The sequence below is a fragment of the Ascidiimonas meishanensis genome, assembly GCF_037782385.1.
GTDB classification, from domain to species: domain Bacteria; phylum Bacteroidota; class Bacteroidia; order Flavobacteriales; family Flavobacteriaceae; genus Ascidiimonas; species Ascidiimonas meishanensis.
On the sequence record NZ_JBBEXD010000004.1, the window covers coordinates 414,056 to 439,090 of the forward strand.

At 34.2% G+C, this 25,035-nt stretch carries 21 protein-coding genes and 1 tRNA gene; 18 read left to right on the forward strand and 4 right to left on the reverse strand.

Going from position 1 to position 25,035, the window contains the following annotated elements; all coding sequences use genetic code 11:
- Nucleotides 1-172 precede the first annotated feature (172 nt).
- The gene (locus WBG07_RS09445; RefSeq protein WP_340200671.1) at nt 173-625 is read right to left on the reverse strand and encodes a nuclear transport factor 2 family protein; all 453 of its coding nucleotides are present in this window, start codon (nt 623-625) and stop codon (nt 173-175) included.
- 272 nt (nt 626-897) lie between these two features.
- On the opposite strand from WBG07_RS09445, the gene WBG07_RS09450 reads away from it, so the two are divergent.
- From WBG07_RS09450 to WBG07_RS09505, 12 genes are all read left to right on the forward strand, one after another.
- A complete protein-coding gene (locus tag WBG07_RS09450; RefSeq protein WP_340200673.1) occupies nt 898-3,216 on the forward strand; it encodes a TonB-dependent receptor in 2,319 nt (772 codons plus the stop codon).
- Between the two features lie 24 nt (nt 3,217-3,240).
- Nucleotides 3,241-3,921 carry a family 16 glycoside hydrolase gene (locus WBG07_RS09455; protein ID WP_340200674.1) on the forward strand — a complete coding sequence of 227 codons (681 nt, stop codon included), beginning with the start codon at nt 3,241-3,243 and terminating at the stop codon, nt 3,919-3,921.
- 116 nt (nt 3,922-4,037) lie between these two features.
- Nucleotides 4,038-4,958: a sensor histidine kinase gene (locus WBG07_RS09460; protein ID WP_340200675.1), complete on the forward strand. Its 921-nt coding sequence runs from the start codon at nt 4,038-4,040 to the stop codon at nt 4,956-4,958.
- A complete protein-coding gene (locus WBG07_RS09465; protein ID WP_340200677.1) occupies nt 4,955-5,644 on the forward strand; it encodes a LytR/AlgR family response regulator transcription factor in 690 nt (229 codons plus the stop codon). Before WBG07_RS09460 ends, WBG07_RS09465 begins: the two co-directional genes overlap by 4 nt.
- A 117-nt stretch (nt 5,645-5,761) precedes the next feature.
- On the forward strand, nt 5,762-6,625 hold the full coding sequence (locus WBG07_RS09470; protein ID WP_340200679.1) for a TraB/GumN family protein: 864 nt from the start codon (nt 5,762-5,764) through the stop codon (nt 6,623-6,625).
- A gap of 78 nt (nt 6,626-6,703) precedes the next feature.
- A complete protein-coding gene (locus WBG07_RS09475) occupies nt 6,704-7,135 on the forward strand; it encodes an RNA polymerase sigma factor (protein WP_413788822.1) in 432 nt (143 codons plus the stop codon).
- Nucleotides 7,125-7,751 carry a hypothetical protein gene (locus WBG07_RS09480; RefSeq protein WP_340200683.1) on the forward strand — a complete coding sequence of 209 codons (627 nt, stop codon included), beginning with the start codon at nt 7,125-7,127 and terminating at the stop codon, nt 7,749-7,751. The genes WBG07_RS09475 and WBG07_RS09480 overlap by 11 nt, the downstream gene beginning before the upstream one ends.
- 219 nt (nt 7,752-7,970) lie before the next feature.
- On the forward strand, nt 7,971-8,816 hold the full coding sequence (locus WBG07_RS09485; RefSeq protein ID WP_340200685.1) for a DUF6503 family protein: 846 nt from the start codon (nt 7,971-7,973) through the stop codon (nt 8,814-8,816).
- Nucleotides 8,817-8,885: 69 nt separating this feature from the next.
- Entirely contained in the window at nt 8,886-9,644 is a 759-nt protein-coding gene (locus tag WBG07_RS09490; RefSeq protein ID WP_340200688.1) for a S1 family peptidase, read from the forward strand.
- A 157-nt stretch (nt 9,645-9,801) separates the two neighbouring features.
- Nucleotides 9,802-10,671 (forward strand): DUF2911 domain-containing protein, encoded by an 870-nt coding sequence (locus WBG07_RS09495; RefSeq protein ID WP_340200690.1) that lies wholly within the window; start codon nt 9,802-9,804, stop codon nt 10,669-10,671.
- Between the two features lie 10 nt (nt 10,672-10,681).
- Nucleotides 10,682-11,548, forward strand: a complete 867-nt coding sequence (locus WBG07_RS09500; protein WP_340200692.1) for a tetratricopeptide repeat protein — start codon at nt 10,682-10,684, stop codon at nt 11,546-11,548.
- 191 nt (nt 11,549-11,739) lie between these two features.
- Nucleotides 11,740-12,150: a hypothetical protein gene (locus WBG07_RS09505; RefSeq protein ID WP_340200694.1), complete on the forward strand. Its 411-nt coding sequence runs from the start codon at nt 11,740-11,742 to the stop codon at nt 12,148-12,150.
- A 114-nt stretch (nt 12,151-12,264) separates the two neighbouring features.
- Here WBG07_RS09505 and WBG07_RS09510 read toward each other — a convergent pair whose 3' ends face one another.
- A complete protein-coding gene (locus tag WBG07_RS09510) occupies nt 12,265-14,667 on the reverse strand; it encodes a TonB-dependent receptor (protein WP_340200696.1) in 2,403 nt (800 codons plus the stop codon).
- A gap of 216 nt (nt 14,668-14,883) precedes the next feature.
- Here WBG07_RS09510 and WBG07_RS09515 point away from each other — a divergent pair, with 216 nt between their 5' ends.
- From WBG07_RS09515 to WBG07_RS09540, 6 genes are all read left to right on the forward strand, one after another.
- A complete protein-coding gene (locus tag WBG07_RS09515; protein WP_340200698.1) occupies nt 14,884-15,945 on the forward strand; it encodes a sensor histidine kinase in 1,062 nt (353 codons plus the stop codon).
- On the forward strand, nt 15,942-16,652 hold the full coding sequence (locus tag WBG07_RS09520; RefSeq protein WP_340200701.1) for a LytR/AlgR family response regulator transcription factor: 711 nt from the start codon (nt 15,942-15,944) through the stop codon (nt 16,650-16,652). Before WBG07_RS09515 ends, WBG07_RS09520 begins: the two co-directional genes overlap by 4 nt.
- 223 nt (nt 16,653-16,875) lie before the next feature.
- Nucleotides 16,876-17,568 carry a hypothetical protein gene (locus WBG07_RS09525; protein WP_340200703.1) on the forward strand — a complete coding sequence of 231 codons (693 nt, stop codon included), beginning with the start codon at nt 16,876-16,878 and terminating at the stop codon, nt 17,566-17,568.
- 581 nt (nt 17,569-18,149) lie between these two features.
- Entirely contained in the window at nt 18,150-18,728 is a 579-nt protein-coding gene (locus WBG07_RS09530) for an AraC family transcriptional regulator (RefSeq protein ID WP_340200706.1), read from the forward strand.
- Nucleotides 18,729-19,286: 558 nt separating this feature from the next.
- Nucleotides 19,287-21,083 carry a ParB/RepB/Spo0J family partition protein gene (locus WBG07_RS09535; RefSeq protein ID WP_340200709.1) on the forward strand — a complete coding sequence of 599 codons (1,797 nt, stop codon included), beginning with the start codon at nt 19,287-19,289 and terminating at the stop codon, nt 21,081-21,083.
- A gap of 264 nt (nt 21,084-21,347) precedes the next feature.
- Nucleotides 21,348-22,184 carry a DUF932 domain-containing protein gene (locus WBG07_RS09540; protein WP_340200711.1) on the forward strand — a complete coding sequence of 279 codons (837 nt, stop codon included), beginning with the start codon at nt 21,348-21,350 and terminating at the stop codon, nt 22,182-22,184.
- Nucleotides 22,185-22,368: 184 nt separating this feature from the next.
- Here the strand turns inward: WBG07_RS09540 and WBG07_RS09545 are convergent.
- Both WBG07_RS09545 and WBG07_RS09550 read right to left on the reverse strand, forming a co-directional pair.
- Nucleotides 22,369-22,453 (reverse strand) — tRNA-Phe (locus tag WBG07_RS09545).
- A gap of 15 nt (nt 22,454-22,468) precedes the next feature.
- On the reverse strand, nt 22,469-24,988 hold the full coding sequence (locus WBG07_RS09550; protein ID WP_340200713.1) for a DEAD/DEAH box helicase: 2,520 nt from the start codon (nt 24,986-24,988) through the stop codon (nt 22,469-22,471).
- Between the last annotated feature and the right edge of the window lie 47 nt (nt 24,989-25,035).

A 25,035-nucleotide genomic window follows, 5' to 3' on the forward strand; every position in this document is an offset into this window, starting at 1 on the left:
TTCTTAGTTATAGTTAAAGACTGAACTAAGCGTATTGTTCAATTTTAGTTTTTCTTATCCAAAGCTAAATCCATAAGATTTAGCAACTTTATAAATATACACAGACCTTTCGATTTAGCCCTAAAGTCCCAATTACGTAGCTGCCTTTTTTAGCATTGCATTAATCGGCCAACTAATGTTCAATTTCATGGGTGTCCCTAACCTTGCTAAATGTCAAGTCTAATAATTTCCAACCAGTTTCTCCCTTTTTATAGATTTCGGTTACTGTAAATTCATTGGATACGTCGTTCCCTCTTACATGTGCCACTAAGGTTATTCGATTCCATAGTACCGCAGTATTATCAAAAATTTCTACTGCAACATCATGAACATCGGCTTGCTTATACCAAATACTGCCAGTTTTAATGATTTCGAGTTCTCTGTCTTTGTTCCAAGTCCCGCTCATATGAACGAACTTAGACCTGTCATCAAAAAGTATGGCTAGTTCATCTACATTTTTGTCCGACATCCATGTCCATTTATTATTTGAAAGAGTTTTAATCTCATCTTTAGCGGTAGAATCCTGTGAGAAGGATAGGTTCGAGTAAGCGATAACTAAAATTAATATGATAACTGATTTTTTCATTTCTGTATTTTTTAGGTTGCAGACAACTACTTAATAAATCCACTTTATGGTGTTTATTTCTCTTTCAAAGATACATTTTTCGCAAGTAAGCTAAAAGAGTGGATGGTAGTAGAAAGTAACCAATTTTAATGGAAAGTAATAAAGATATTGAATAAAGAATGATTCGCTAAACCATATGCCTTTGAAGCGTTAACAGAAGAATATCCTACACTAACAGAATAAAATTTTCTTTAACCAAACATTCTATCACATTTGCTTAAAATTAAGGGTAAATGCGGATATTAATTCTATTGCTGTTTTTTGGATTGACTAGTTGTTTTATAAATGCACAAAATGAAACTTACCAAGGCATCGTTGTAGATAATATTTCTAAAGAAGCTGTGCCTTTTGTTACAGTGGCTATCTACAACAAAGATATACTGGTGAATGGCACTACGACAGACGAAAACGGACAATTCAAACTAAAAGTAGCAGAAGTCTTCAGTCATTTCGATATAAGTTTTATAGGCTACGAAAATGAAATAGTTAAATTTTCAGAAATACAAAACCCCAAGAATATTAGGTTTATTCTTAAACCATCCATTACAGCTCTGGACGAAGTAGTTGTGCGAGGAGAACAAACTACGTCTAAACTAAAAATTGACCGAAAAATCATCAATCTAGGAGCAGACCTACAACAGGCTGGTGCAACTACTCTAGACGCATTTGACCAAATCACAGAAATACAAACCGATTTGGGCACTGGAAGTTTATCCCTTAGAGGAAGTGGTAATGTTCGTCTTCTTATCAATGGGAAACCATCCAGTATGAACCCTACGGAACTATTGGAACAATTACCAGCAGCATCTGTGCAACAAGTAGAAATCATTACTTCACCTTCGGCCAAAAATCAGGCAGACGGGCTTTCGGGCATCATCAATGTGGTGCTTAAAAAGAATGGCGCAAAGGGTTTAAATACCAACTTGAATGTAGGAGCTGGCACTATGCGTTATAGTTACGGTGTTGACGGCAACTACAATTTTTCTTGGATAAATTTTAGATGGAACCTTTCACAAACCGGCAGAGGTATGAATAGTAAACAATCTATCTCTCAATTATATGAAAATGGGAATACAAGAGATTTTTTTGCACCTCACAATTTTTATGGTCTGTCAAGAAGATTGGATACCGGATTGGATTTTTTCATCAACGAGAAACACGAACTCTCCTTAGGGTTAGATTATACCAAAGACTTTCATGGGTTTTTTAATGACACCTTCTATAGTAATGTAACAGGTAGGGATGACTTTAAATATACCCGTAATTCTTCGCACAACCACGAAACCACCAATGTTAACGTCAATTACAGGACTAAGTTTACTAAAGAGAATCACTTTTTAGAGTTTGATTATCAGTTTTCCAAAAATGACAACTTTTTACCCGCTATTGATTTTGAGGAAGCCGTTTTTCTCTTCAACGAAGAGCGCAGGAACGATAACATTCTTAATGCAATTGCTCTAGACTACTCTTTACCAATAACAGAAAAAATTTTAATAGAAGCCGGAGGGTCTTGGAACGGTAGAAAATTGACCAGTTCCCTGTTTTTGAATCCAGCTCAAGAGCCAGAAAGCTTTGATGTTTTTACTTATGATGAATCCTTATTTGGGTTGTATGGATTAACGAATATAACTTCAGGAAAATTAACCTGGCAATTGGGACTCCGATATGAAAACTTAAGATCCAATTCTATTAACCGTACTACTAATGAAACTACAGATTTAAAGTTTTCGAACTTGTTCCCCTCCCTTCATATATCCTACACCATTAATGAAGCAAATACATTAAATATAGGATATAGCCGAAGAGTATCTCGCCCAAGTTTCAGGAATATTAACCCTTTTCAAGCTAGGAATCAATATTTTGAATGGGTGGCCAACCCTGGTCTTCGGCCAGAATTCAGTAACAACATAGAAACCAATTACCAGTACAATGGAAACAAGTTAACTGCCTCTGCTGCTTTCTTTTATAGATACAGAACTAACGTCATAGAGCGTTTACAGAATATTGATGAAGAAGGAGTACTGCGAAATATTTTTGATAATATAGGTGAAAAACATTCTTATGGGGTAGAGGCAAGCATGAGTTATAAACTTATAGATTTCTGGAACAGCCAACTCTCTGCCAACTATTATCACACCTCAGTAGACCAAGATATTTTTCTAAGTTGGGATGAGTTATATTCATCTAACCTGATTTTTAAAAACACCTTTAAGATAAGCAAGGTCTTGAGCGCTGATATTAGTTTTAGACAGAACTTTAAAACGCAGAATACATTTGATTTTATAGACCCTAGAAATCGTATAGATTTGGCGGTTAGGCTAAAGCTTTTGGAAAACAGGCTGGCCATGAATTTACGTGTCGTAGATCTATTGGATAATAATCTAATGTACCGTACCGCAGTTACTCAAAACGTAACACAGAATGAAGTATGGCGTTTTCAATCACAAACCTTTGGTTTTCTATTAAGTGCAAGTTACAAGCTATTCCAAAATAAAGGAAAAATAAGAAATAGGAAAAACAGAAACTACCAATATGGGGGTACAACGGACTAATTTTTTAAATTACTACTTATGAAAATGAGATTACAAAAAGTGTTTGTTTTAATATTAAGTGCTATGGTTTTTAGCTGCGATAAAAACAACAAAGAAGAAATAACGCCTGAAGAACTGGCTACATGGCAGACCTTTGATAAGGGAAAAAGTACTGTGGAAGATGATATGCTAATTATTGAGGAAATAGAAGGTTCAGACGGTTATTTTTTAATCAGTCCAAAACAATTTGAAACGGACTTTACCCTTACCTACAAGGTGAAGGCATTATCAGAATCAACAGTATTAATTACGTTGTTTTCAGTCCTACAAGAAGGCGATAATAGTAATTTTTCTGTTCCGGCGGTTTCGGCTACTCCACAAGAAGTATGGGATTGGCGTAGTGGAATGAAACATTATAACGTAACCATTAATAACCGCTCTCACGGTATTACACCTTTCTTTTTTAAGAACGTGCCCCCCCGTTCCAGAGGTTTTAATGAAAGACTTCAACAGAATATTATGGAAATTGGTCAATGGTACGATGTCGAAATTGGAAAAAAAGAAAATCGGTTGTGGTTTAAGTTAGATGGGAAGCTATTTTTTGATGTTGAAGATTCTGACCCATATAAAAAAGGGCGACTTATTTTTAGAATTAGTGGTACTACAGGAGAAAAAGTGATTTTTGCCAAAGCAGCTTTTAAAAATATTGTGATTTCATACAAATAGATTGTACTTTGTAGCCAGTGGAAAACCAGAATACCTATCAGAAATTTTTAACCGTTGAACCCTTTTTTCACGGGCTGCTTTGGTGTATGGTACTTTTTTATCCGTATGTAAAATATATGAGCAAAGAAGGTGGCTATCCTATGTCTTTTCTGCATGAAATGAATTCGTTATTCTTTAAAATGACGATTTCTTATTTTTTATATCTGTGGTATTTTCCAAAGGAAAAGAAAATTCAGTACCTACCAATAGTTCTTCTTGCTTTTGTTTTTAATATAGTGGGATATGGATATGTTGACAATCTTTTTCACCCCCATACGCAAAGTTTTTGGTTAGAGTTTGTGTCCCATTCGTTGACCTATTTTGGTTTTGGAATTGTTTTTTTTACCATTTTCGCTATTAAAAAAGGATATAAAAGACAGCTTGAGATAAATCAGCTTACCCTAGAAAAGCAGCAAGCAGAAATAAGAGCTTTAAAGGCTCAGGTAAATCCACATTTTTTGTTCAATACGCTAAACACTATTTATGCCAATGCTCTAAAAAAGGATGATAAAACACCTGAATTAATTTTAAAACTTTCAGATGGATTTAGATATATGCTTCACGAAGGCCAAAAAGAATTTGTAACTATTGAACAGGAAATACAACACTTAAAAGATTATGTGCATTTACAAGAAGAACGATTGGCAAAAAAAGTGATCGTCAATTTTACAACTAGCATAGATAATGAAACGCAGCTAATTGCACCTTTGTTATATATTGGTTTTGTTGAAAATGCCTTTAAATATACGAGTATTTTAAAAGGAGAACAGCACGCGATTGATATTGTTATAAAGCTAGCAAACAAGAAGCTAAGTTTTTTTTGCAGCAACCCATTTAATGATACAGCAGTTGAAGGAATTGATGTGGATTGGAAGGAAAGTGGTGTTGGGATAAAAAATACCAAAGAAAGATTAGCCCTCTTATATCCTGAGAAACATACGCTACTTATTAGTGAGGAAGATGCTCTTTTTAAGCTAAAATTTGAAATACAGTTATGATACAATGCCTGATTTTAGAGGATGAACCGTCTGCTGTGGAAATTTTGGAAACTTATATCAAAAAGACACCCTTTTTACATTGTTTAGGTGTTTATGAAAGCGGATTGGATGTTCCTACACAACAATTGCAAGAAGCAAACATATTGTTTTTGGACATACAGTTACCAGAGTTAAACGGACTATCCTTTTTAAAAACCTTACAGAACCCTCCCATGGTTATCGTTACAACGGCCTATCCAAATTACGCTATTGAAGCTTTTGAAGAAGCGGTAACAGATTATCTGGTAAAACCTTTTTCTTATGAACGCTTTTATAAGTCGCTTTCTAGAGTGCGTTCGCTCTTAAGAGTGCAACAAAAAGATACCAAAAATAAAATCTTTCTGTATGCTGATAAGACTATCTATAAAACTTATATAGAAGACATTCTTTTTTTAAAGGCGGAGGTAGACTATGTAAATGTGGTATCCGCAGAAAGGGAAGTGCTAGTGTTAGATAGTTTACATAATTGGTCTGAAAAGCTAAGTCAATTTAACTTTAGAAGAGCACATCGTTCCTATATCATTAATCTGAATCAGATAGAAAAAATTTCTGGAAATCAAGTTTTCGTAAAAGGTAATACCCTTCCAATTGGCAGAACCTACAAACAAGATTTTTTAGAGGCTTTACAAAAAATAGGGCTTTTTTAAAAATTTAATTACTTGATTTAAAATACTTTAAACCTATCTTTTAGAAAATTCAATTTTGTTATTGTAACAAATTCCAATAAGCCATACTTACCCTGTGAATTTAAAAATATAAGAAAAATGAATTATTTGAAATCAATTTTAACCTTAGTATTTATAATCTCCTTCAGCACTATTAATGCACAAAAGAATGAACCCTTAGAAAATTCAGTTTTATGGAAAATTGAACATACAGATTTGGAAAAAACCTCATACCTATTAGGAACATTACACCTAATGTGTAGTGAAGATTTTAAGTTGGCAGATAAAATAGTAAACACTTTAAAAAATGCAGATGTACTTGTATCCGAGATTAATATGTCCAACCCAGAAGAGATAAAGGCGATGCAAGATTATATGGCGAACCCTAAGAAAGTTTCGGAGGAGCTTACAGAAGAACAATTTAACAAGCTAGACGCATTAACACAAAATGTCATAAACATGCCCTTATCAAATTTAGACAACTATGGCCTAAGCGGCTTATATTCAATAATGTTTAGTAAAATGCTTCCTTGTTCAGATTTAAAATTCATGGATGTAGAACTTCAGAAATTAGCCATAGAAAATGGATTGAGTATTTCTGCCTTTGAAAAGGCGACAGAACAATTGGATTACCTAAAAAAAGGATTTTCTGTAGATTTTACTTTTAACCAATTAATGCTTTTTGAATCTTATAAGACAGACTTTAATAAAGCTATTAAATTGTACCTAGAGGAAGACATTGAGACTGCTGTGGGTTTAATAACTAAAGAGCAGTATATGGATGAAAATGCTAAAAAGTATATCCAGATTATTAGAAATAAAAACTGGGTAAAAAAGATACCCCAAATGATGGCAGAAAGCAGCAACGTTTTTGCAGTTGGAGCAGCGCATTTAACAGGTGAAGAAGGAATTATAAACTTATTGAGAAACAAGGGTTATACCATTACCGCAGTTCTTAAATAATTCTTAGAAAGATTGAAAGAGGAAGTGTTTTTAAATAAGGTAAACCGCCATAAAGGTATTTTGTACAAAGTGTCTCGTATGTATTTTGACAATCTTAATGACCAGCAAGATTTGTTTCAAGAAATTATGTTACAATTATGGAAATCTATACCTTCTTTTAAAGGTGATAGTGAGTTTTCTACCTGGATGTATAGAGTGGCTCTAAATACAGCACTAGCATTCTTCAAGAAAGAGAAAAGAAAGCCAGACTCTTACAAAAGCATCGATTACGAGCCTATTGCACCAGAAAATGATATGGATGAAAAAGAGCAACAGTTAGTGCATTTTTACAAAGCAACTAAAGAGCTAAATAAAATTGAGAAAGCGTTGATACTTCTTTTTATAGAGGGGTATTCTGGTAAGGAAATCGCAAAGAACTTAGGTATTACAGAAGCTAATGTTCGCGTAAAAACAAATAGAACTAAAAAGAAATTACAAGACATTATAAAAAAACAAGGATATGAATTTTGATAAAATTAAAGACCAAATGAACGCGGAGGGCGAAAGTAAGAACGACATAACACAGAATGCCAAAAGCTCAAGAGCTTCTAAAATGCCTTTAGAAAAGGTAAGACGTTCTATGAAGTCAGAAATAATTACCCAATTGCTATTCATCGTAATATTTCTAGGCTTACCTAGTGTTTTACCCATGGAAACAGTTCCTAAAGGGGCTTATTACATTGTAATGTTTATAACCTGTTTAATAACATTGGGGTACCTATTAAAAATGGGTTGGTTTTTAAAAAGGAGTTCGGACATAAGTCTACAATCTAAATATGCGCTTTTAAGTATCGTACACGATTTAAAACTAACCCTAGAAGTTTATAAAACAGCAATTATAGCGGGTAGTTTGCTATTGCCTTTGGCTATGGTAGCACTTAGTCATGCTACGGTAAGTAAAAATCAGGAGCAATTTATAAAATTAATCTCTCTAGATATTGAACCTAGTTCATTAGCTATTTACATTGTGATTTACTTAGCCATTGCAGTATTCATCTATTTCATAACAGTAAAGTGGGCCGACAAGTTATATGGTGGTCATGTTAAGGAATTGGAAGCTGTTGTTAATGAGTTTGATGTGGATTAACCAGTATTTTTCAATAAAGTTTCAAACTACTGAAAACTGGGAATCACGGATGATTTTTAATCTGTCAAAACCAAATCTTTTTAAAGTATGCTTTCATAAAATGTTACAGGCTATGTCTACGGTAAATAACTGTTTATCTTCAAGAATCCTGTAAGTGTCTACAAAAGGATAATAGCGTATGTTAATGAGTTACCTTTCATGATCATTAAAACAGTTTTCATGATTTTAAAAAGACCTTTCCTGATGGTGGTACTTACTTTGATAAATCTAACAGCTTGCAAAGAAAAAATTAGACAAGGAAAAGAAGGAAAAGTTGTAGCACGAGAAATTAACTCTACAAATTCAAAGGAAATCCTTGCCGCTACTGAGAAAGCCCATGGTGGATGGAATCATCTGCGTAGTAAAAATGATGTGGAATACCATTATGAATATACTGTTCCGGAAGGTAAAGCGGATATCTCTACAGAACGCTACATATTTGACTCAGAAATCTCATTTGGTCACTACACAAGGCATGAAATAAATACCATGCCAACTGAAAACGGTATTGTAACACATTTTTTTGACGGAGAAAAGGTTACTATTACATTAAATGAGGATGTAGTAGAGAATGAAAGAACCATCGCCACAGCAGAATTTGTAAGACGTGCCAATTATTTTTGGTTTGTTATGCCTTATAAATTGAATGACCCTGGGACCATAGCAAAATATTTAGGCAAAGAAATTTATAATGGTATTGACTACGCAAAACTAGAAATTACCTATGATGCAAAAGTAACTGGAAAAGAAAAGAATGATATTTATATCCTTTACGTAAATCAGGAAACGCAGCTAATAGACCGGTTTTATTTTTCACTCCCTTTTCTGGGGATTTCTTCTCCGGTAATTCTTGCCGAATATACTTATAAAGAAATAGAGGGTCAAAAAATAGCTACAAATCGAAACTACTTTTTGCCTGATGCAAAAGGCGCATATAGGGAATCACCGAGTATAACACAAATACTGTCCCAGATTAAATTTAATAATGGGTTTACCAAGGAAAATATTCTTTCAGGCATCAAATAGAAGTCAATTCTTAGAATTGTTGAATATTCGTCCAATTCATTTTAATTACAAACCCAATAAATAAAATTGATGTTTCCAGAGTTCTTAAAATTTAAAAATACGATAGTAGTAACAGTTATCATGTTGGTAATTATAAGTTGTTCATCAACAAAAAAACTGAAGAATACTCCTATTGGCCTAATAAATAATGTTTCTTATCAGGATTCGTCTTTTGACAATTCAAATGCATCAAACGGGTTTTTAGTAGCGCATAACGGTAATATCTATGCTATAACAGCAAAACATGTTTTAATGACAGCTAAAACCGATGCTATGAAGTTTATTGACTTTGAAGGAGGTTTGAAGGAGTGGAAAATGCAACCGAAGAATGATAGCACAAAATATATTATTGTAGACAAGCTATTGAATACAAATAATAAAGACTCCCTTACTTGGAGCTATATGAACACTCACTGGGATACTTATGAAGATTGGTTGGTTTTCTCGGTGAAAGAAAACAAAACAAACCATACGCCATTATCCTTCAGGAAGAAACCACTAAAGAAAGGAGAACTGTTATACGCAGTTGGGTGGACTTATAAAGATACAGTCGGTTCACAAAGCGCTTATGAATACAAATTCGATGCTACTGAAGGAAATTTTCATAACCTAATACAAATAAGTGGCCCCAAAAGCTTAGGAGGCTTAAGCGGAGCGCCCATAGTGGATAATCAAGGAAAAATTGTTGGTTTGGTCTCCTCTGGTGGAGAAGATGAAAACACAAAAGAGGTGTTGCTTCAAGCTACCGATATAAAACACGCTTTTGAATTTATTTCCAACATGAAATAGTAGCAATTCTAAAATATCGTAGGGTATCTGATAGGTCGAAACGGTTTCAAAAGACTAAAGCAAAATGAAGTTCAATTATAAGGGCTCTTTAGCGTCTGTACCTTCTAGTTAGCATCATTAATAACGCAATATTTTAACAATCAATAAATTGAGAATTATGAAGGTTTATCTTTTACTATTACTAACACTATCTACTGTCGGGTTGGCAGCCCAAACAGAATTCCCATCACTCAGTCCAAAGGGACGTATTGAACAAAAAGTTGGAGTCACGACAATTTCAATAGTATACGAACGCCCAATAGCCAGGGGTCGTGCCATTTTTGGTGAACTCGTACCCTTAGGAAAACTATGGCGAACAGGTGCAGGTAATGGCACAAAAATCAAATTTGATGATGCCGTGGTACTAGACGATATAGTAATACCAGCGGGACAATATTCATTGTTCACCATTCCAGACAAACAAGAATGGATGATAATTCTAAATAGCGATTCAACTATTTATGGATTGGAAGGTTATGACAAAACCAAAGATGTAATTCGTTTTAAAACGAAAGTAAAAATGACCGATAGCTATTACGAATCATTTACCGTTGATATTGATTTAATAGAGGCAAATGCAAAATTGAATATTTCTTGGGAAAATACCCGTGTGAGTTTCAAAATCAGGACACAAACCGATAAGCGTCTGGTGAAAATGGTCAAAGAAGAATATTTGTCAGGTAAAGTTAAGGATCCAGATTTGCTTGCTATGGGCGCCGACTATTACTACTTCCTAAATACAGAATTGGAAACTGCGTTAAAGCTTATTAATAGAGCCATAGATTTAAGAAAAGAATCGTGGTATTATGACCTCAAAATCAATTTATTAACAAAGAGAAAACAGTTTAAAGAAGCTCTTGAAACACTTAAAACAGCAATGGATTATTTAAAAACTAATCCTGAAAATTGGACTGATGAACGGCTACTAAGAGTCTCAGAGGTACATGAAATAAAAATGAAGGACTTATTGAGTAAAATTAAAAACTAAAATGTTAGCTATGAGAAGTAAAAAGTACATGGTTGCGCTGTTAACCGCAGTCAATTTATTGGGTTGTCAAACCCAGAAAACAGAACGTGAAATAGAAGACGAGTTTGTTGAAAAATACGCTCCAAAAGATTTAAATACATATGGATTTACCCTTCCTGTAGATTCCAAAGTTCCCGAAGTGCATCAACTGTTTAACGATTTAGAAAAAAACTTCTATTTCTATGGCGATAAGCAAGAATTTGAAGAGAAAGCAGCTAAAATTATGAAGTTAGACCCCTCCTATCCAAGTGGTTTTTTAATGGCAGGTTTTTACGAGCAAGATCCTGAAAAATATAAAGAAAAAGTAACCCAAGCTTATGAGCTATCCAAAAAATCAAATCTGAAATCTGAACGAGATATTATGCAGGCAGAATACCTGCTTTTGGTTGAAGAAGACTACTCCAAAGCTCAAGAGTACTTTCAAAAAGTAGTAGATATGTATCCAGACAGTGCTGCCGCCATCTGGTCTTTAGGTATGGCATATTATTACAATAGTGAATTTGACAAGGCCTTAGAATGCTTTAAAAAGAGTACAGAACTAATCCCTAATTTGCCTAAGGGATATGAATTTATGTCTGTTATGTATTACTCAAAGAAAGAGTATAAAAAAGCATTAGAGTATCTTGAAAAAGCAATAGATCATGGTGCTAATCCAAAAAACGACTTTTATTATGCAGAATATGTAGCAATGGTTTACAACAGAAACGATATGTCCCAAAAAACCTTAGATTATATTGATACTGTGCGTACTTATGGTGAATTATACAAGAATAGTGAAATGTTAGAAGCAGTATACAAAGTAGCTACAAGAAAACTAGATTCTATTCAAGCAATGTAGCGCTTAACAGTTAACACCAAAAAAGGCCATTTAAAGTATTTAGGTGGTCTTTGTATTTAATTTTATAATGAAAAGCCATGAATTTTAAACTGAAAATAGGTGTAATTCTGATACTGACATTGCTAACCGCCAGTTGTGTCTCGTATCGAAACAGCTCGGGAAAAAAGCGATTCAGTTGCTGTAAGTTCACAATGAAACGAAATACCAACAATGAGGTCTATAAGATTATTGACACAACTAAGATATACAAACTGGCTTCTGTTTTAAATATTGAGGGCAAGGACAGTACTTATTTGAAAGAAATTAATACCTACTTTTTAAAATTCTATGCTGATGGCAAAGTAGGTGAGTTTTTTTATTACGATGATATTAATCTAAATTCTTTAAATCCTAAAAGAGCTACTATGGGTGTTTATAGGTATTCCAAAGGAGAGCTAATCATACAAACCTATTTTCGCAGTCCTCAAGGTAGTGGATTCATAAAAGAAAGACTAAAGAAACATACTGCCGATTTTCTGGAATTTGGAAGTGAAAATTATACCTGCAGGTATAGGAAAGTTGATTTGCCAAAAGAATTTTTAATTTATACACCAGATTGGTAGCGCCTCTAAGCCACCATAGCCAAAAAATCTAACTATAAAAACTCCCTACCTATGACATATTGCCATAGATAAAGAGAACTTAAAAACACCAATCCTAATTTTTAAAGAGAAATACTATAAAATCTTATCTGCTTTTTCATTTTTATCTCTCTTTTTCCTTTTCACGCTTTTATTCTTTCCGCTTCCAAAGCGGTATGCCAAACCTAAGTACACAGAACGGGAATCTGTTTTAAACTGCCCCTCCTGAATGATGGTTCTAAAGGTTTCAAATGCGAAGCGCTGTGTTCTAAATATATCATTGAAGTTTAGGCTTAGCGTTCCCTTACCTTTGGTAAAATTGTAGCGTGCACCGGCATTCATAAAGAAGTTGTCTTTTAAGTCATATTGTAATACACTTTGCCTACCACTATAAAAAGTAAATAATTGAAAGGTCAGGTTCTTTGTGGCTTTAAAGCTGTTGTTAAGTTTGGCGTTCATTAACGTATTGTTCACTTCTACAGGTTCACCCTCAATAAAACCTTTTTGGGTTCTTGAGTACACATCAAAACTTCCGTTGAGGCTCCACCAATGGGTAGGCCGATAACTTGCAGATAACTCCAAGCCATAGGCATTATTGCTATCAAAGTTATCGTAATCAACGATTAAGACCGTAGGATTGTCTTCATCAAAAAACCCTCTTCTATTGATTTCGTCATTGATTCTTCTATAAAAACCGCCAAAAGTAAAATTACCTTTATCAAGTCTTCTGCTATAATTAAGTTCTACCGAATTGGTGAATTGAGGTACCAAACTTGGATTTCCCGTAAGGATCAACTGTGGTGTACTTAACTGCCTGATAGGATTAATCTGATTTAAGGAAGGGCGATCAATTCTTCGGCTAAAACTCAACTGATACGAGTTTTTACTCTGCTCGCTTGGAATATATTTTAAAAAACCGGAAGGATAGATGTTAAAAAGTTTATCGGCAAAATTAAATGGTGCTTCTGAGGTTTCGTTGAATTGTGTATCCACATTATAATCTTCTAAGCGTATTCCGAGATTATATTGCCACTTACCTAAACTTTGGCTGAAGGTGGTATAAAAGGAATGTATATCACGATCATACCTAAAATCTGAATTACTGAAATCCGAACGATCAGTGATATAAGTGTTTTCTGTGCGCCGTAAACGAGTTTCCAAACCAATTTCTAAAGTTGCATTTTCGGAGAGCGGATTCACATAATCTAAGTTTATGGTGGTGTTGGTTCGGGTATCATCAATAAATTCATCGTAGTTTGCTTGAGGCGTATTTCCAGTAAAATCAAAATCGTTATTGGTATCGCTTTTTAAGGTGTTGTAATCAACTTCCAGTTCAATGAACTGCCCTTCTTTTGAAAAATCGTGCTTAAAATCTATATTGTAAGATGCATTGGTATTATCGCGATTGGTAAGGTCAAACTGATTAAAATCTGCATCAGGATTATCCAAAAACGTTATGTTTCGCTCTGCATCCAAGGCCGCATCAAAAAAATTCTGATTTGTGTAAACAGATAATGTGTTTTTGTCATTGATATAGTAGTCCACCCCAAATTTGAACAAATGCGAAGTGCGATCTGCAATACTTAAAATATCCTGCCCCGTGCGTTCCACCGTTCTATTGATGAATCCGTTGGTAACTCCCTCTCCCAATCTGTTGCCATAGCTGCCGTAGAAATTGGCTTTTCCATTTCTATAATTTAAGCTCAGGGAATTATTATAGCGTGCACGTACCCCATAGGTAAAACCGGTATTTAAAGAACCGTTGAACCCTAGATTGGTATTCTTTTTCAGAGTAATATTAATAATACCGCTCATCCCTTCAGGATTGTATTTTGCAGATGGGTTTGTAATCAATTCAATGGTTTTAATAGATGTGGAGGGTATCTGTTGCAAAAGCTCTCGAGAACTAATATTAGTGGGCTTGCCGTCAACCAGCACTCGGACATTTTCATTACCACGTAAAGACAAATCCCCATCTTGGGTAATACTCACCGATGGTATATTCCCCATGATATCACTTGCGGAAGCACCGGCCGTGGTAAGGTCTTTCCCTACATTGATTACCTTTCTATCTATTTTTTGTTCAATAGTAGAACGTTCTGCAGATACTTCAACTGCTTCTAAAGCCAAGGCATCTTCCACTATGTAAACAATTCCTAGATTTACTTTTCTGCTGTCTTTTTTTAGTACAACTGATTTTACTTCGGTCTTATAACCAATAAATTGAACCTCAAAATTGTAGTTCCCAAATAAAATATTATCTAGATCAAAACTACCGTTCTCACCTGTAATACCCCCTGTAACAATAGAATCGCCCGATTTCAAAATTACATTGGCGTATGGGATAGGTTCTTGCGTACTATTATCAAACACCGATCCTGAAATAACTCCTTTTTGACCAAAACTAAAAAAGGAAAACAAAATAAAAATCCATAAAAAATGGGATTTCAAATTCTTTGTGAGCGCTAATACCAAATAAGTGTCTAAAAATTGTTTCATTATTAAAAGTTGAATTTTAAACGAATCTAGAAGTAGTAGTTGAATCTTTTTAATTGTGAGGACGCAGAGCCGGCTAAGGGTGTTAAAGGGCCTGCAAATAGAGCTGAATATTTTTGTCTGCTAAAAGACGGTTTTTAGCATCACTTATGGGTTATTGGTAGGTTATTCAAAAAGCTCCTACTTAGATTTGTATCTTTATATTTAGAAGTAACACCTATGTGGCAAAGAATACAGCATTTTTTAGAAATTTCAAAGTATAAATACGTAGCATTTGGGCTTTTCATTTTTGCGCTCTCTGCATCAACTTCAAGTTGGTATTATACGAGTACTTATGAATTAGGCGTAACGTTTGGCATAAGAGTGACACTTCAAATTACGATGGCTTTCATTATCGTAGAGTTTTTAATTCCAAAACTTTTGAACAGAAGAAAAACGGTAGCATTTACAACTGCTATAACATTAGTGTTATTTTCATTCTACGCTATTTGCACCCTCATTTTCATTCACTTTTTTGAACCATCTTTTCCGGCAACTTATGTAAATTATGTCAAGCGTTTTGATGATCCTTCATTTTTTGGTCGTTTTTTGAATTTTGGTGAGTTTGTGTCTAAGTCACTTTATTTGCTCTATCCAACCTTTTTGATTCTGCTAGTAAAGTTATACACAGAAAAACAGCAATTACTAAAATTGAACGAACAGAAGAAAACCGCGGAACTTGCAGCATTAAAAAATCAACTAAATCCGCACTTTTTGTTCAATACATTGAATAATCTATATGCGTTGGCATTGAAGAAATCTAATGATACACCTAAGGTGATTCAGAAACTATCGGAAATTTTGGATTATATTTTATATCGCTGTAATGAATCCTATGTTAGTATAGAAAAGGAGATAGAGCTGATTGAAAACTACCTATCCTTAGAAAAAATACGCTATGCAGATAGAGTGAAAATTGAATTTAGTAAAAATGTAACAGGTCAAGAAAGAATAGCTCCTTTACTCTTACTCACCTTTGTAGAAAATGCTTTTAAACACGGTGTAGCTAATGAAATAAATCAGGCTCATATAAATATAACCATTTCTAAAGAGGGAGAAGAACTTCTTTTTAAAGTTGAAAATAGTAAACCCGTTGTAATTGAGAAATTAGAAAATAAAGAATCCATTGGGCTTCAAAATATAAAAAAGCAATTAGAACTTTTATACCCTAAGGCTTATGACCTAATTATAGAAAATGGGAAAAGTACGTTTTCTGCCAATCTTAAATTAGCAATAGCATGAGTTACCAATGTGTAATTATAGATGATGAACCATTGGCAAGGGAATTACTTGAGGGTTATTTAGAAAAAATCCCTGATTTTGAGCTAATCGCTTCCTGCCCGAGTGCTATCAATGCAAGTACCATTTTAAGCAAAAATAAAGTTGATCTGATATTTTTAGATATTGAAATGCCTGTCTTAAAGGGGACCGATTTCTTTAAAAATCTAGCGCATAAACCAGAAGTAATTTTCACTACCGCTTATCGAGACTATGCAGTAGACGGTTTTGAACTTAATGCGCTGGATTATCTTCTAAAACCTATTTTCTTTGAACGCTTTTTTCAGGCCATACAGAAGTTTTTAAAACAAGTAAATAAAACAGAAATAAATAATTCTGGCGAAGCAATTACTAATAAAAGCGAATACATTTTTGTGAATAAGTCTAAAAAGCAAATAAAAGTTGTTTACGATACTATATTATATGTGGAAAGCCTTAAAGATTATATTAAAATTCATCGAAAGAATAAAGATCCTTTAATGATTAAAGAAAGTATTTCTGCCTTTGAACAGCGACTAGATAATCGGTTTATTCGTCTGCATCGGTCTTATATTGTAAATAGCGAAAAAATTACCGCCTACACCAAAAATGATGTTGAAATTGGGAAAATGGAAATTCCAATTGGAAATAACTATAAGGATAATCTACTTCCTTTTTTAAAATCGATTTAGAGATTGTTTTAAAGTCTTCTAGTCTAGCATTCGCACTACCTTTTTTTAAGTTCACAGGAAAGTATATAAAGTTAGCTATGCCAATATTACTTTGAAAATCGCTGAAACATCAATAAAAAAGGAACGTATACGGTATGCGTACGCATCTAAAAGTGTTTTCTTTTGTGAGTTGTCTAGCTCATTTTACATTAGCGGTATGAATTTAAAACTTAAAATTTTTAGTATGAAACAAACAACATTAGTTCTAGTATTTACCGCTATTTTTCTTGGCGGATTATTGGTAAGTGCACAATCAAAAACGGTAACCTTCAAAAAAGGAGAAGTCTTAGATATTCTTCTGTTTACAGGTAAGCCAGATTTTTCTAAATTATTCCCCAGATATAAAGAAACAGCATTTACATTCGCCCTTAAAACAGGATACCAACCGCAGCCTATCCTTTCCATTGCAGAAACTACCCAAGGGGGCATACAACCAGGTTCCTTCGTTTTTGGTAAGTGGACCAATTTGGCAAGCAGAAAAAAGTTCTTAAATGAAATAACTACTGTAGTACCAGATTTTCACGAACAAAGAAGAGCTATGTGGTCATCGTTTCACCTTGCTTTTTATGAGATGAAGGAAGATACTTCTTTTGATTTGAACCCAGAAAAAGTGCTTGTAGCAACTGCTTACTGGAAAGATGATAGTAGCACTTTTATGAACTTCAAAAAAGAATGGCTTAAAAAAGCTAAAAAAAATGGGGCAAAAGTACTGCTAGAATTAAATGATGCAATGTCCTCTGTGGGTTACATGTATAAACCAGATTATTTGGTATTGATAGAGTGGAATGATAGGGCCTCTTTTAATGCCTTCGCCAAAGAAAATATAAAAATGAGCGAAAAAGGAATCCAGAATGTGAACCAATTTATAATTAAATAATTAATAACGCTGGCAAGCAATTGTTGTTTGTCAGCTCATTCTAAGGTATGCAAACATTCATAAATCAGTTAGTGTATTTTGGCTTTTTTCAAAGCCTTTTCTTGATATGTGTTTATTTGTTTTCGATAAAGAATAGAAAAAACATAAATGGCTATATAGCTTTATTAATTTTTGTTTTATTTCTCGGGTTAAGTGGTCGTGTCCTATATCTATCAAAAATCTTTGGAGATAATTTTAGATTAATTACAATTTCAGAATTTGCCATCCTACTTTTTGGAGCAACAATATTTCTTTTTACCAAATCATCCCTTACCAATAAGGGCTTTTCCATAAAGGATTTAGTCCATTATATTCCAGGAATTGCATACATAATATTTGTGGTTTTTTACTTTATGATTCCCTCGGATGAAGTCATCGTTGCTCGAATAAAAAGTGGAGAATTATACACTGTGGTCCATATTTTAGTTGGCATAGGGCTAACATTTAACTGTACTTATTGGTTCTTAAGTCTAAAACAATTTCTACGATTTAAAAAGAAACTCAAAAACGAGTTAAGTTACACACTGAAAACACAATTTTTCTTGAATTTTTTAATTGCCATAGGAGCGTGTCTTTTAGTTTGGATTGGCATGTATCTCATTAGTCTTTTTGGACTAAAGACCATAGAGCGAGAAGCACGCCAATTCATTTGGTTGGGAATTGCTTTTATAATTCTTTTTATTGCATACTACGGAATGTTAGCGCCAGATTTATTTCGAGTACCCTCTTTAAATCTTTCTCAAAAATATAGTCAGTCTAAATTGAGCCATAAAGATTTAGATAGGTTAAAAACGCAGCTAGAGGAAATGATGAAAGACAAAAAGCCCTATTTAAACAACAAATTAATGAAGGCGGAATTGGCAACAATGTTAGGTATTAGTAACCCTGAATTAGCAAGACTCTTGAATGAGCGTATTGGCATGAACTTTTTTGACTTTGTTAATTACTATCGAATTAATGAGTTTATAGAATTAGCTAAGACTAACAAAACCCAAGAATTCACTTTTTTCGGGTTGGCACAAAATGCAGGTTTTAATTCAAAAACCACCTTTAATAAATCATTTAAAAGTCTAATTGGAATATCTCCTTCAGAGTATTTTCTAAAAACCATAAAAAAATAAATACAAGAGTATAAGAAATAAAATACAATTGTTGTACCTGTAAAAAAAAAGCCTTTCAATTTCTTGAAAGGCTTCTGTATCTAGAGCGGTCTGGACGGGACTCGAACCTTGCTTTGCCAGCCCTGTCGCTGTGGCACTTCTGCCAAATATCTTTTTTATTGTTGACGATTTGTGACCTAATTCCCGTGGGTTATAGTTCATTTTGATTCGTCCGATGCAAAAATAGTAATTCTTTTCAATTAATAACATTTAAAATGAATAAAATTTAAAAGTTTTAGGTCATAAAAAGTGGTAATTCATTTGAAATTTTAACTGCCCGTTAGTAGTGAAATATTCTATTGATTTACAATAACTTTCGTGGTATCAAAATCTAGTAAGGAGAGTTTATTATCATACAATATTACCGCAATTTAAACTCGTAAAATACATCCATCAAAAGACTACGGCATAAATCCAACGCTCTTTCCTTTGCTTATTTATTCCGTTTCCTTTTGAGCCAAGATTTTATCTTCCGTTTGGTTCCTGCTTAAATATTGTTTAATCTAAAATTTAAGTATTATGACAACAAAAGCAAGTATCACAAGTAGAAACGGTAAATCAAGTACAGCCGTTAAAAAGGAAGTCAAAGAAAAATTGACACAAAGAGCAATTGGACTTCAAATTCAAAACCTGAGTATTGATAAGGTCATTCCAGACCCAATGCAACCAAGAAAGACATTCAACGAAGCATTATTACAACAGCTTTCCGAGAGTATCAAAAAGCACGGTGTACTTCAACCTATTACTGTACGTAAATCTGGAAAAGAGTATGTCATTGTAATGGGCGAACGCAGGTTTCGCGCTAGTAAATTGGCCAGTAAGAAAACGATACCCTGTATCGTGAGAATGTATAAGAATAATGATGTTTTGGAAGTTCAAATCATCGAAAATCTACAAAGACAAGATGTCGAACCTACCGAAGAAGCAGAAGCAATTGCCTTTCTGAGTGAGAAATATGCACCTTCTGAAATAGCAAAACGATTGGGACGAAGTGATAATTTTATAAGACAGCGTTTGAAATTAGCTGGACTTATAGAAGGGTTTAAGCATTTTGTTCGCAAAGGGGATATGACCATTTCATTAGGGATTGGCGTTGCACTATTTGGACCAGAAGAACAGCAAATGATGCTTGAAACTATGGGCGAAGATTTCAATGCCCATCAAGTTAACAGAATGATTAAAGACCAGACCTTTGATTTAGAAAAAGCATCTTTTGATGTCGCTGACAAGAAATTGATTGCAAAAGCTGGAGCTTGTATCGAGTGTCCGTTCAATGCGGCAAATCAGGGTAATTTGTTCGGGGATGGTAAAATGGTATGTACTAAATCAGCTTGTTATGAATCGAAGAAAAGCAAGTCGTTCTTGAACCTGATTGATAAATCGAAGAAAGAAAAAATCATTCTTATTCCGGAGATACAGAAGTACTGGGCAGACGAAGAACGAAATCAGCATATTATCGCGCAACTAGAAAATAGCGGATTGAAAGTCTATCTTCTTGATGATGTGGAAATAATTGAATGTCCAATTGAACCAACCAAAGAGGCAATCAAAAAAGAGTACCAGCATTACGATTACTCTGAAGCAGAACTAAAGGAGGAATATGACAATGTCTTTGAAAACTACACAGAGGAATTGGTAACGTACAATTCTGCAAAAGAAAATGGATTTGCAAATGGTATCGTTTTCCATCCTGAAACATACAGACACAAAGAAGTCTTTGTAAAGATTATTGAGAAATCTCAAAATGAATCGACAATGCATTCAGCACCATTGGCTATCAGAAAAATGGCAGATTGCTCGCCAGAAGAACAAATCATTAAAATCAACGAACGGGAAGTCCGAAAAAAGCAGATTGAGAACAACAAACAGTTTGAAGAAGTTGTACAGATGATTAGAGAGACCAAATACATTGATACGAAGAAGACACTTTCGACAGATGAAATGGTCGCCTTTTCAATATCACTTTTTGAAAATAATGTGGACTATATGAGCCAACAAAAGTACTTCTCAAAGTTTTTGGGAACTACTTCCAAAATGACTAAGGTTGAAATGGTTCAGCACTTTAAGAAGAATTTCAAAAAGGAAATTTTCCACAAGCTAATACGGTATATACTTACCAAGCAAGTCCATTTTGGAGACAGCAATCACGTCAATAACCTAACGAACATTTCATTCTATGCTGCAATGCAAGGGTATTACAAATCTAAGATTGCCGGCATAGAAAAAGAATATGCCGAGAAGCGAAACAAGCGTGAAGAACGTTTGAAAGAGCGTATCACAGTTCTTGAAAAGCAAATTCAGGAACTTAAAGATTAGCTTTTGTTGTTTGAAGAAGGGTTGGCATTCGTGCTGGCTCTTCTTCTTTTTTTTGATAATACTTTAATAAAAATGGTTATGAAGTAGAATAATAATCAATCAATAGTAGCGCAAAGGTAAACTCGTAAAATACACCCATCAAAAGACTACGGCATAAAGCCAACGCACCATCCTTTACTTATTTATTCCGTTTCCTTTTGAGCTGAGATTTTAGCTTCCGTTAGGGTTACCGCCCAAATATTGTTTAATCTAAATTCAAAAGCTATGTATTTACAAAATTTACAGCAGGATGAAATCTTTGTTCCATCAGAAATGAAATCCTTAAAAACACTTACGCAGATGGAATCTCGACGTGGGCTTGAAAACGTCATTATTTCCAATGGAAAAATTGTCAATGTAGTATCAAACAGCTACGGACACATTCCAAATCAATTGTTCTTCAAGAAAGCTGAAGAAATGCTATCCGATGCACAACTGAACTATCACAAACGTACCATCAATAAAAATGATAGGTCTTTCATTACAGACTTCATTATTGACGATAAAAGTCAATTCTCTGTGAAAAATAAAGAGGATTTGATACTGCCGATGCTTCGGTTTAAAAACTCTTATGATGGTAGCGAAAAGACCTCTGGCCACTTTGGTTTTTACAGAAAAGTATGTTCCAATGGTTTGCACGTTTCTCAGGCAGAAATCGAGTTTTCAATTAAGCACAGTAAGAATAATACACACCTTATTATGCCAAGGTTGAACAACTTATTTGACAAGTTTTTGAATAATGAGTTCTATACCATTACCAAGAAATTTGATAAGATGAAAGAATTTAAAATCATCGATACACAAGAGTTCGTAAAGGCCATTCTTGACAAAACTAAACTGTTTAGATACGAGTGTAGTGATAAGAATAGTGACCCTTCAAAAAAGTCTCGTGAGGTCATTGAGATTTTGAATTACGAAGTCTTGTTACTTAATGAAGAACCGAATCTATGGTTAGGCTACAATGCTTTTAACTCGGTACTGCATAATACATTGAAGAAAAGTTTTGGCCAACAAGAACGATGGGATAAGAAATTATTCGATGAAGTCTATGAAATGGCTTAGAGATATTTAAAGGTTTATCCAGTACCTATCTAAACTGGATTTTTTCTTACATCTACATCTACATTCAATATTCGATTTAAGAAATAGTTCCTAACAAAAAATTGAGAACATTTAGTTCATTAGCGGTGCTTCTAGAACCAACAAGCCCGCAAATAAATTGCGGGCTAAAATACCTTCGTATCTGCGGATAGAGAGAGATTCGAACTCTCGGTACAGTTTCCCGTACGCCTGAGCTTCAATCAGGAGCCTTAGACCACTCAGCCATCTATATTTTGACCCGTAATTTATCCTTTCTTTGAATAAACTGGCTTGAGATAACTAGTTCTAAAGCCATTGGGCGTTAAGTTATGTATTCCTAATAAATCTGCAATTTCCTTAGTTGTAGCCGCCGTAAATCCTGAATTATTGATTCCATCAACAAATCTTCTTAAATTATCCTTCAATAAATTTAAAGATTCTTCATCAATGACACGGGTGTTTTCGCTGGTATTTACATTCCAACCTTTAATGTTCGGCGGTTGTAATGTAACCAAATTATGATTAGCTGCTGGTCCATATAAATTCTTAAACCATTCACCAGAGCCTAAAAGTTGATTGATATTGTCCCTTGTTATAACATCGTGGATGGCTCTCGATTTTGCTTCGAGCACTAAGTAATGCTGGTCGGTCATCACCCATAGAACATCTGGTCCATTTCCAAATTCAGCTTCTGGTTCTTGTGTATAAAAACCAATTAAACTTCCAATTTCTGCCAATGCATTTTCAAACTTTGTATGCGGTATGTCTTGACTAAAACTAAGATTTTCAAAGAGACTTTCAATATACATTTTAAAGTCTTGGGATGTTTCAAAGCGCTTAACAAAAGTAAGTGCCTGAATCGCTTGTTCTTCATTAGCAGTAATCTTAGTATAACTGTGCCCATTTTTAGACTGAAGCATATGAGAAGTCGTTTGGGCAGCTTTTAATTGTAAATCATTCGATTTCGGAGCATTATCAAGGAATAAATAATTTGCAGACTTTTCAAAGTACCATCCGCGCTGCTTGGAAGTTAAATCAACAGAGTCAACAATATCCTTTAAAATAAGGTTACTCGCACCTTCATAATCCCTTCTTCTGAATTGGTCTATAGCTTTCGACTCTACGTCTGCAATTTCCAAATTTTTCAAAATACGGTCATCTGTTTTATCGACTTCGATTTTTGATAAAATATCTGAGTGGTATTCTCGCCAACTCATATCTTGTACTAAGCATAGGCTTGCTGTTTCTTTAATTGTTTCTAGAGCATTGTCTTTCGATTCTTCATCTAATAGGGAAAGCCCCAATTTAAGTTGTTCCCTAGTAACAGGCGTGAAGTATTGAAGATTAGATTTGTTACCTACAAATTGTAGTAGGTCTTTACCCATTAGAAATACCGTACAGTAATCACTTCCAGACCGTACAGCTCTACCTAATCCTTGCTCTATTATCTGTGCTTTGAGGGAGGCTTTGACAGATTCTAAACGGAGTTCTGCATATAGCTGTTCGTAAGAGCTAAAAGATGGGTAACCGTCAAGAATGAGTACTCTACACATATCCCCATTTAAGTCAACCCCATCATATCTGTTGACTAACACATAAAACAACCCTTTTTTTTCTTTTAATTTCCCAATGTCTGTATTAATACTATCATTTTTTAAAATTTCAGCCCCAATATCTTCCCACTTAGCAGCTCTTTCTGAGGAAGGTGTCAATACCATTACATTAATTCCAGATTTAGAATAATCTCTTGCTAAGGTCATTATCTGCTCATCGACTATTCTGGAATCAAAACGTTGTGGAGCAAGTATTAACCGCTGACCAACATCTTTACGGTCTTTTGGTATCAAAGCATTTTTGATGCTGTTTTTGTCAATTCCCAAGTCTTTAATCAAATCTATTTGGTCTTCAAATGTGGCAGATAAAATATATCTATGTTTGGCCTCATTGAAGGCTCTTACATTATGGAATGGAACATAAGCTGGTGCTATTTCAATCCCTCTGGGACCGACATAACAATCATATGATTTAAGGTCGTCGGCAATTAATCCCCATTTGAAAAATAACTCGTCGTCATCACTAAACTCACCTATGAGTTCTATTAATTCATCATTACGTGAAAGCCAAGACCAATAAGGTACTTTCAATATTTTAGCATACGGGTCGCCCTGTATCAATCTGTGATAAGTACCTGGTGCTTGATATTTCAAATCGCCTTTGAATAATTTCAATAATCTCTTTGCTAAATCGTGACCAAATGGAATTAGTAATGTAGTTGCATCTCTAGCTATATCCAAACAGACGTGTGCATCATCGAGAACAATAGAACCAACATCAATATTGTCCCTCTCAAAAATTGAACGGGAATTGAATAATTTTTGGAATGTACATAGAAGTATTGCTTTTGAGTTTAGAAAGTCATCAGGAAATACACTTCTTTGTCCTGCGTATTCTACTTCACAAACAGGTATTCCATATAAATTTGCTTGAATCTTTGCTTGTTCTAATAGTTGCTTATCAGGGCATAAATATAAACTAGGTCCAACACCTTCAACCATTTTCGAATACAACATTAAAAGGCTAACCAAAGTTTTTCCAGAACCCGTATTCATTTTGCAAAGTACATCACGTTGTTCACGTATTTTATGCCAAGAGTTTAATACCTCTTCCTGTATTCCACGTAAATAAGCGTATCCTTCCTTATGGAACAAAGTTTGGAAAAGTTCAATTGGTTCAAAGTTGAGTTCCTTTGGGGTAGTATCTTCTAGTTTTTTCTTAAAAATATTCATTAATAATCAGATTCTATTAGCTTGATAATGTAATAAAATTTAACATA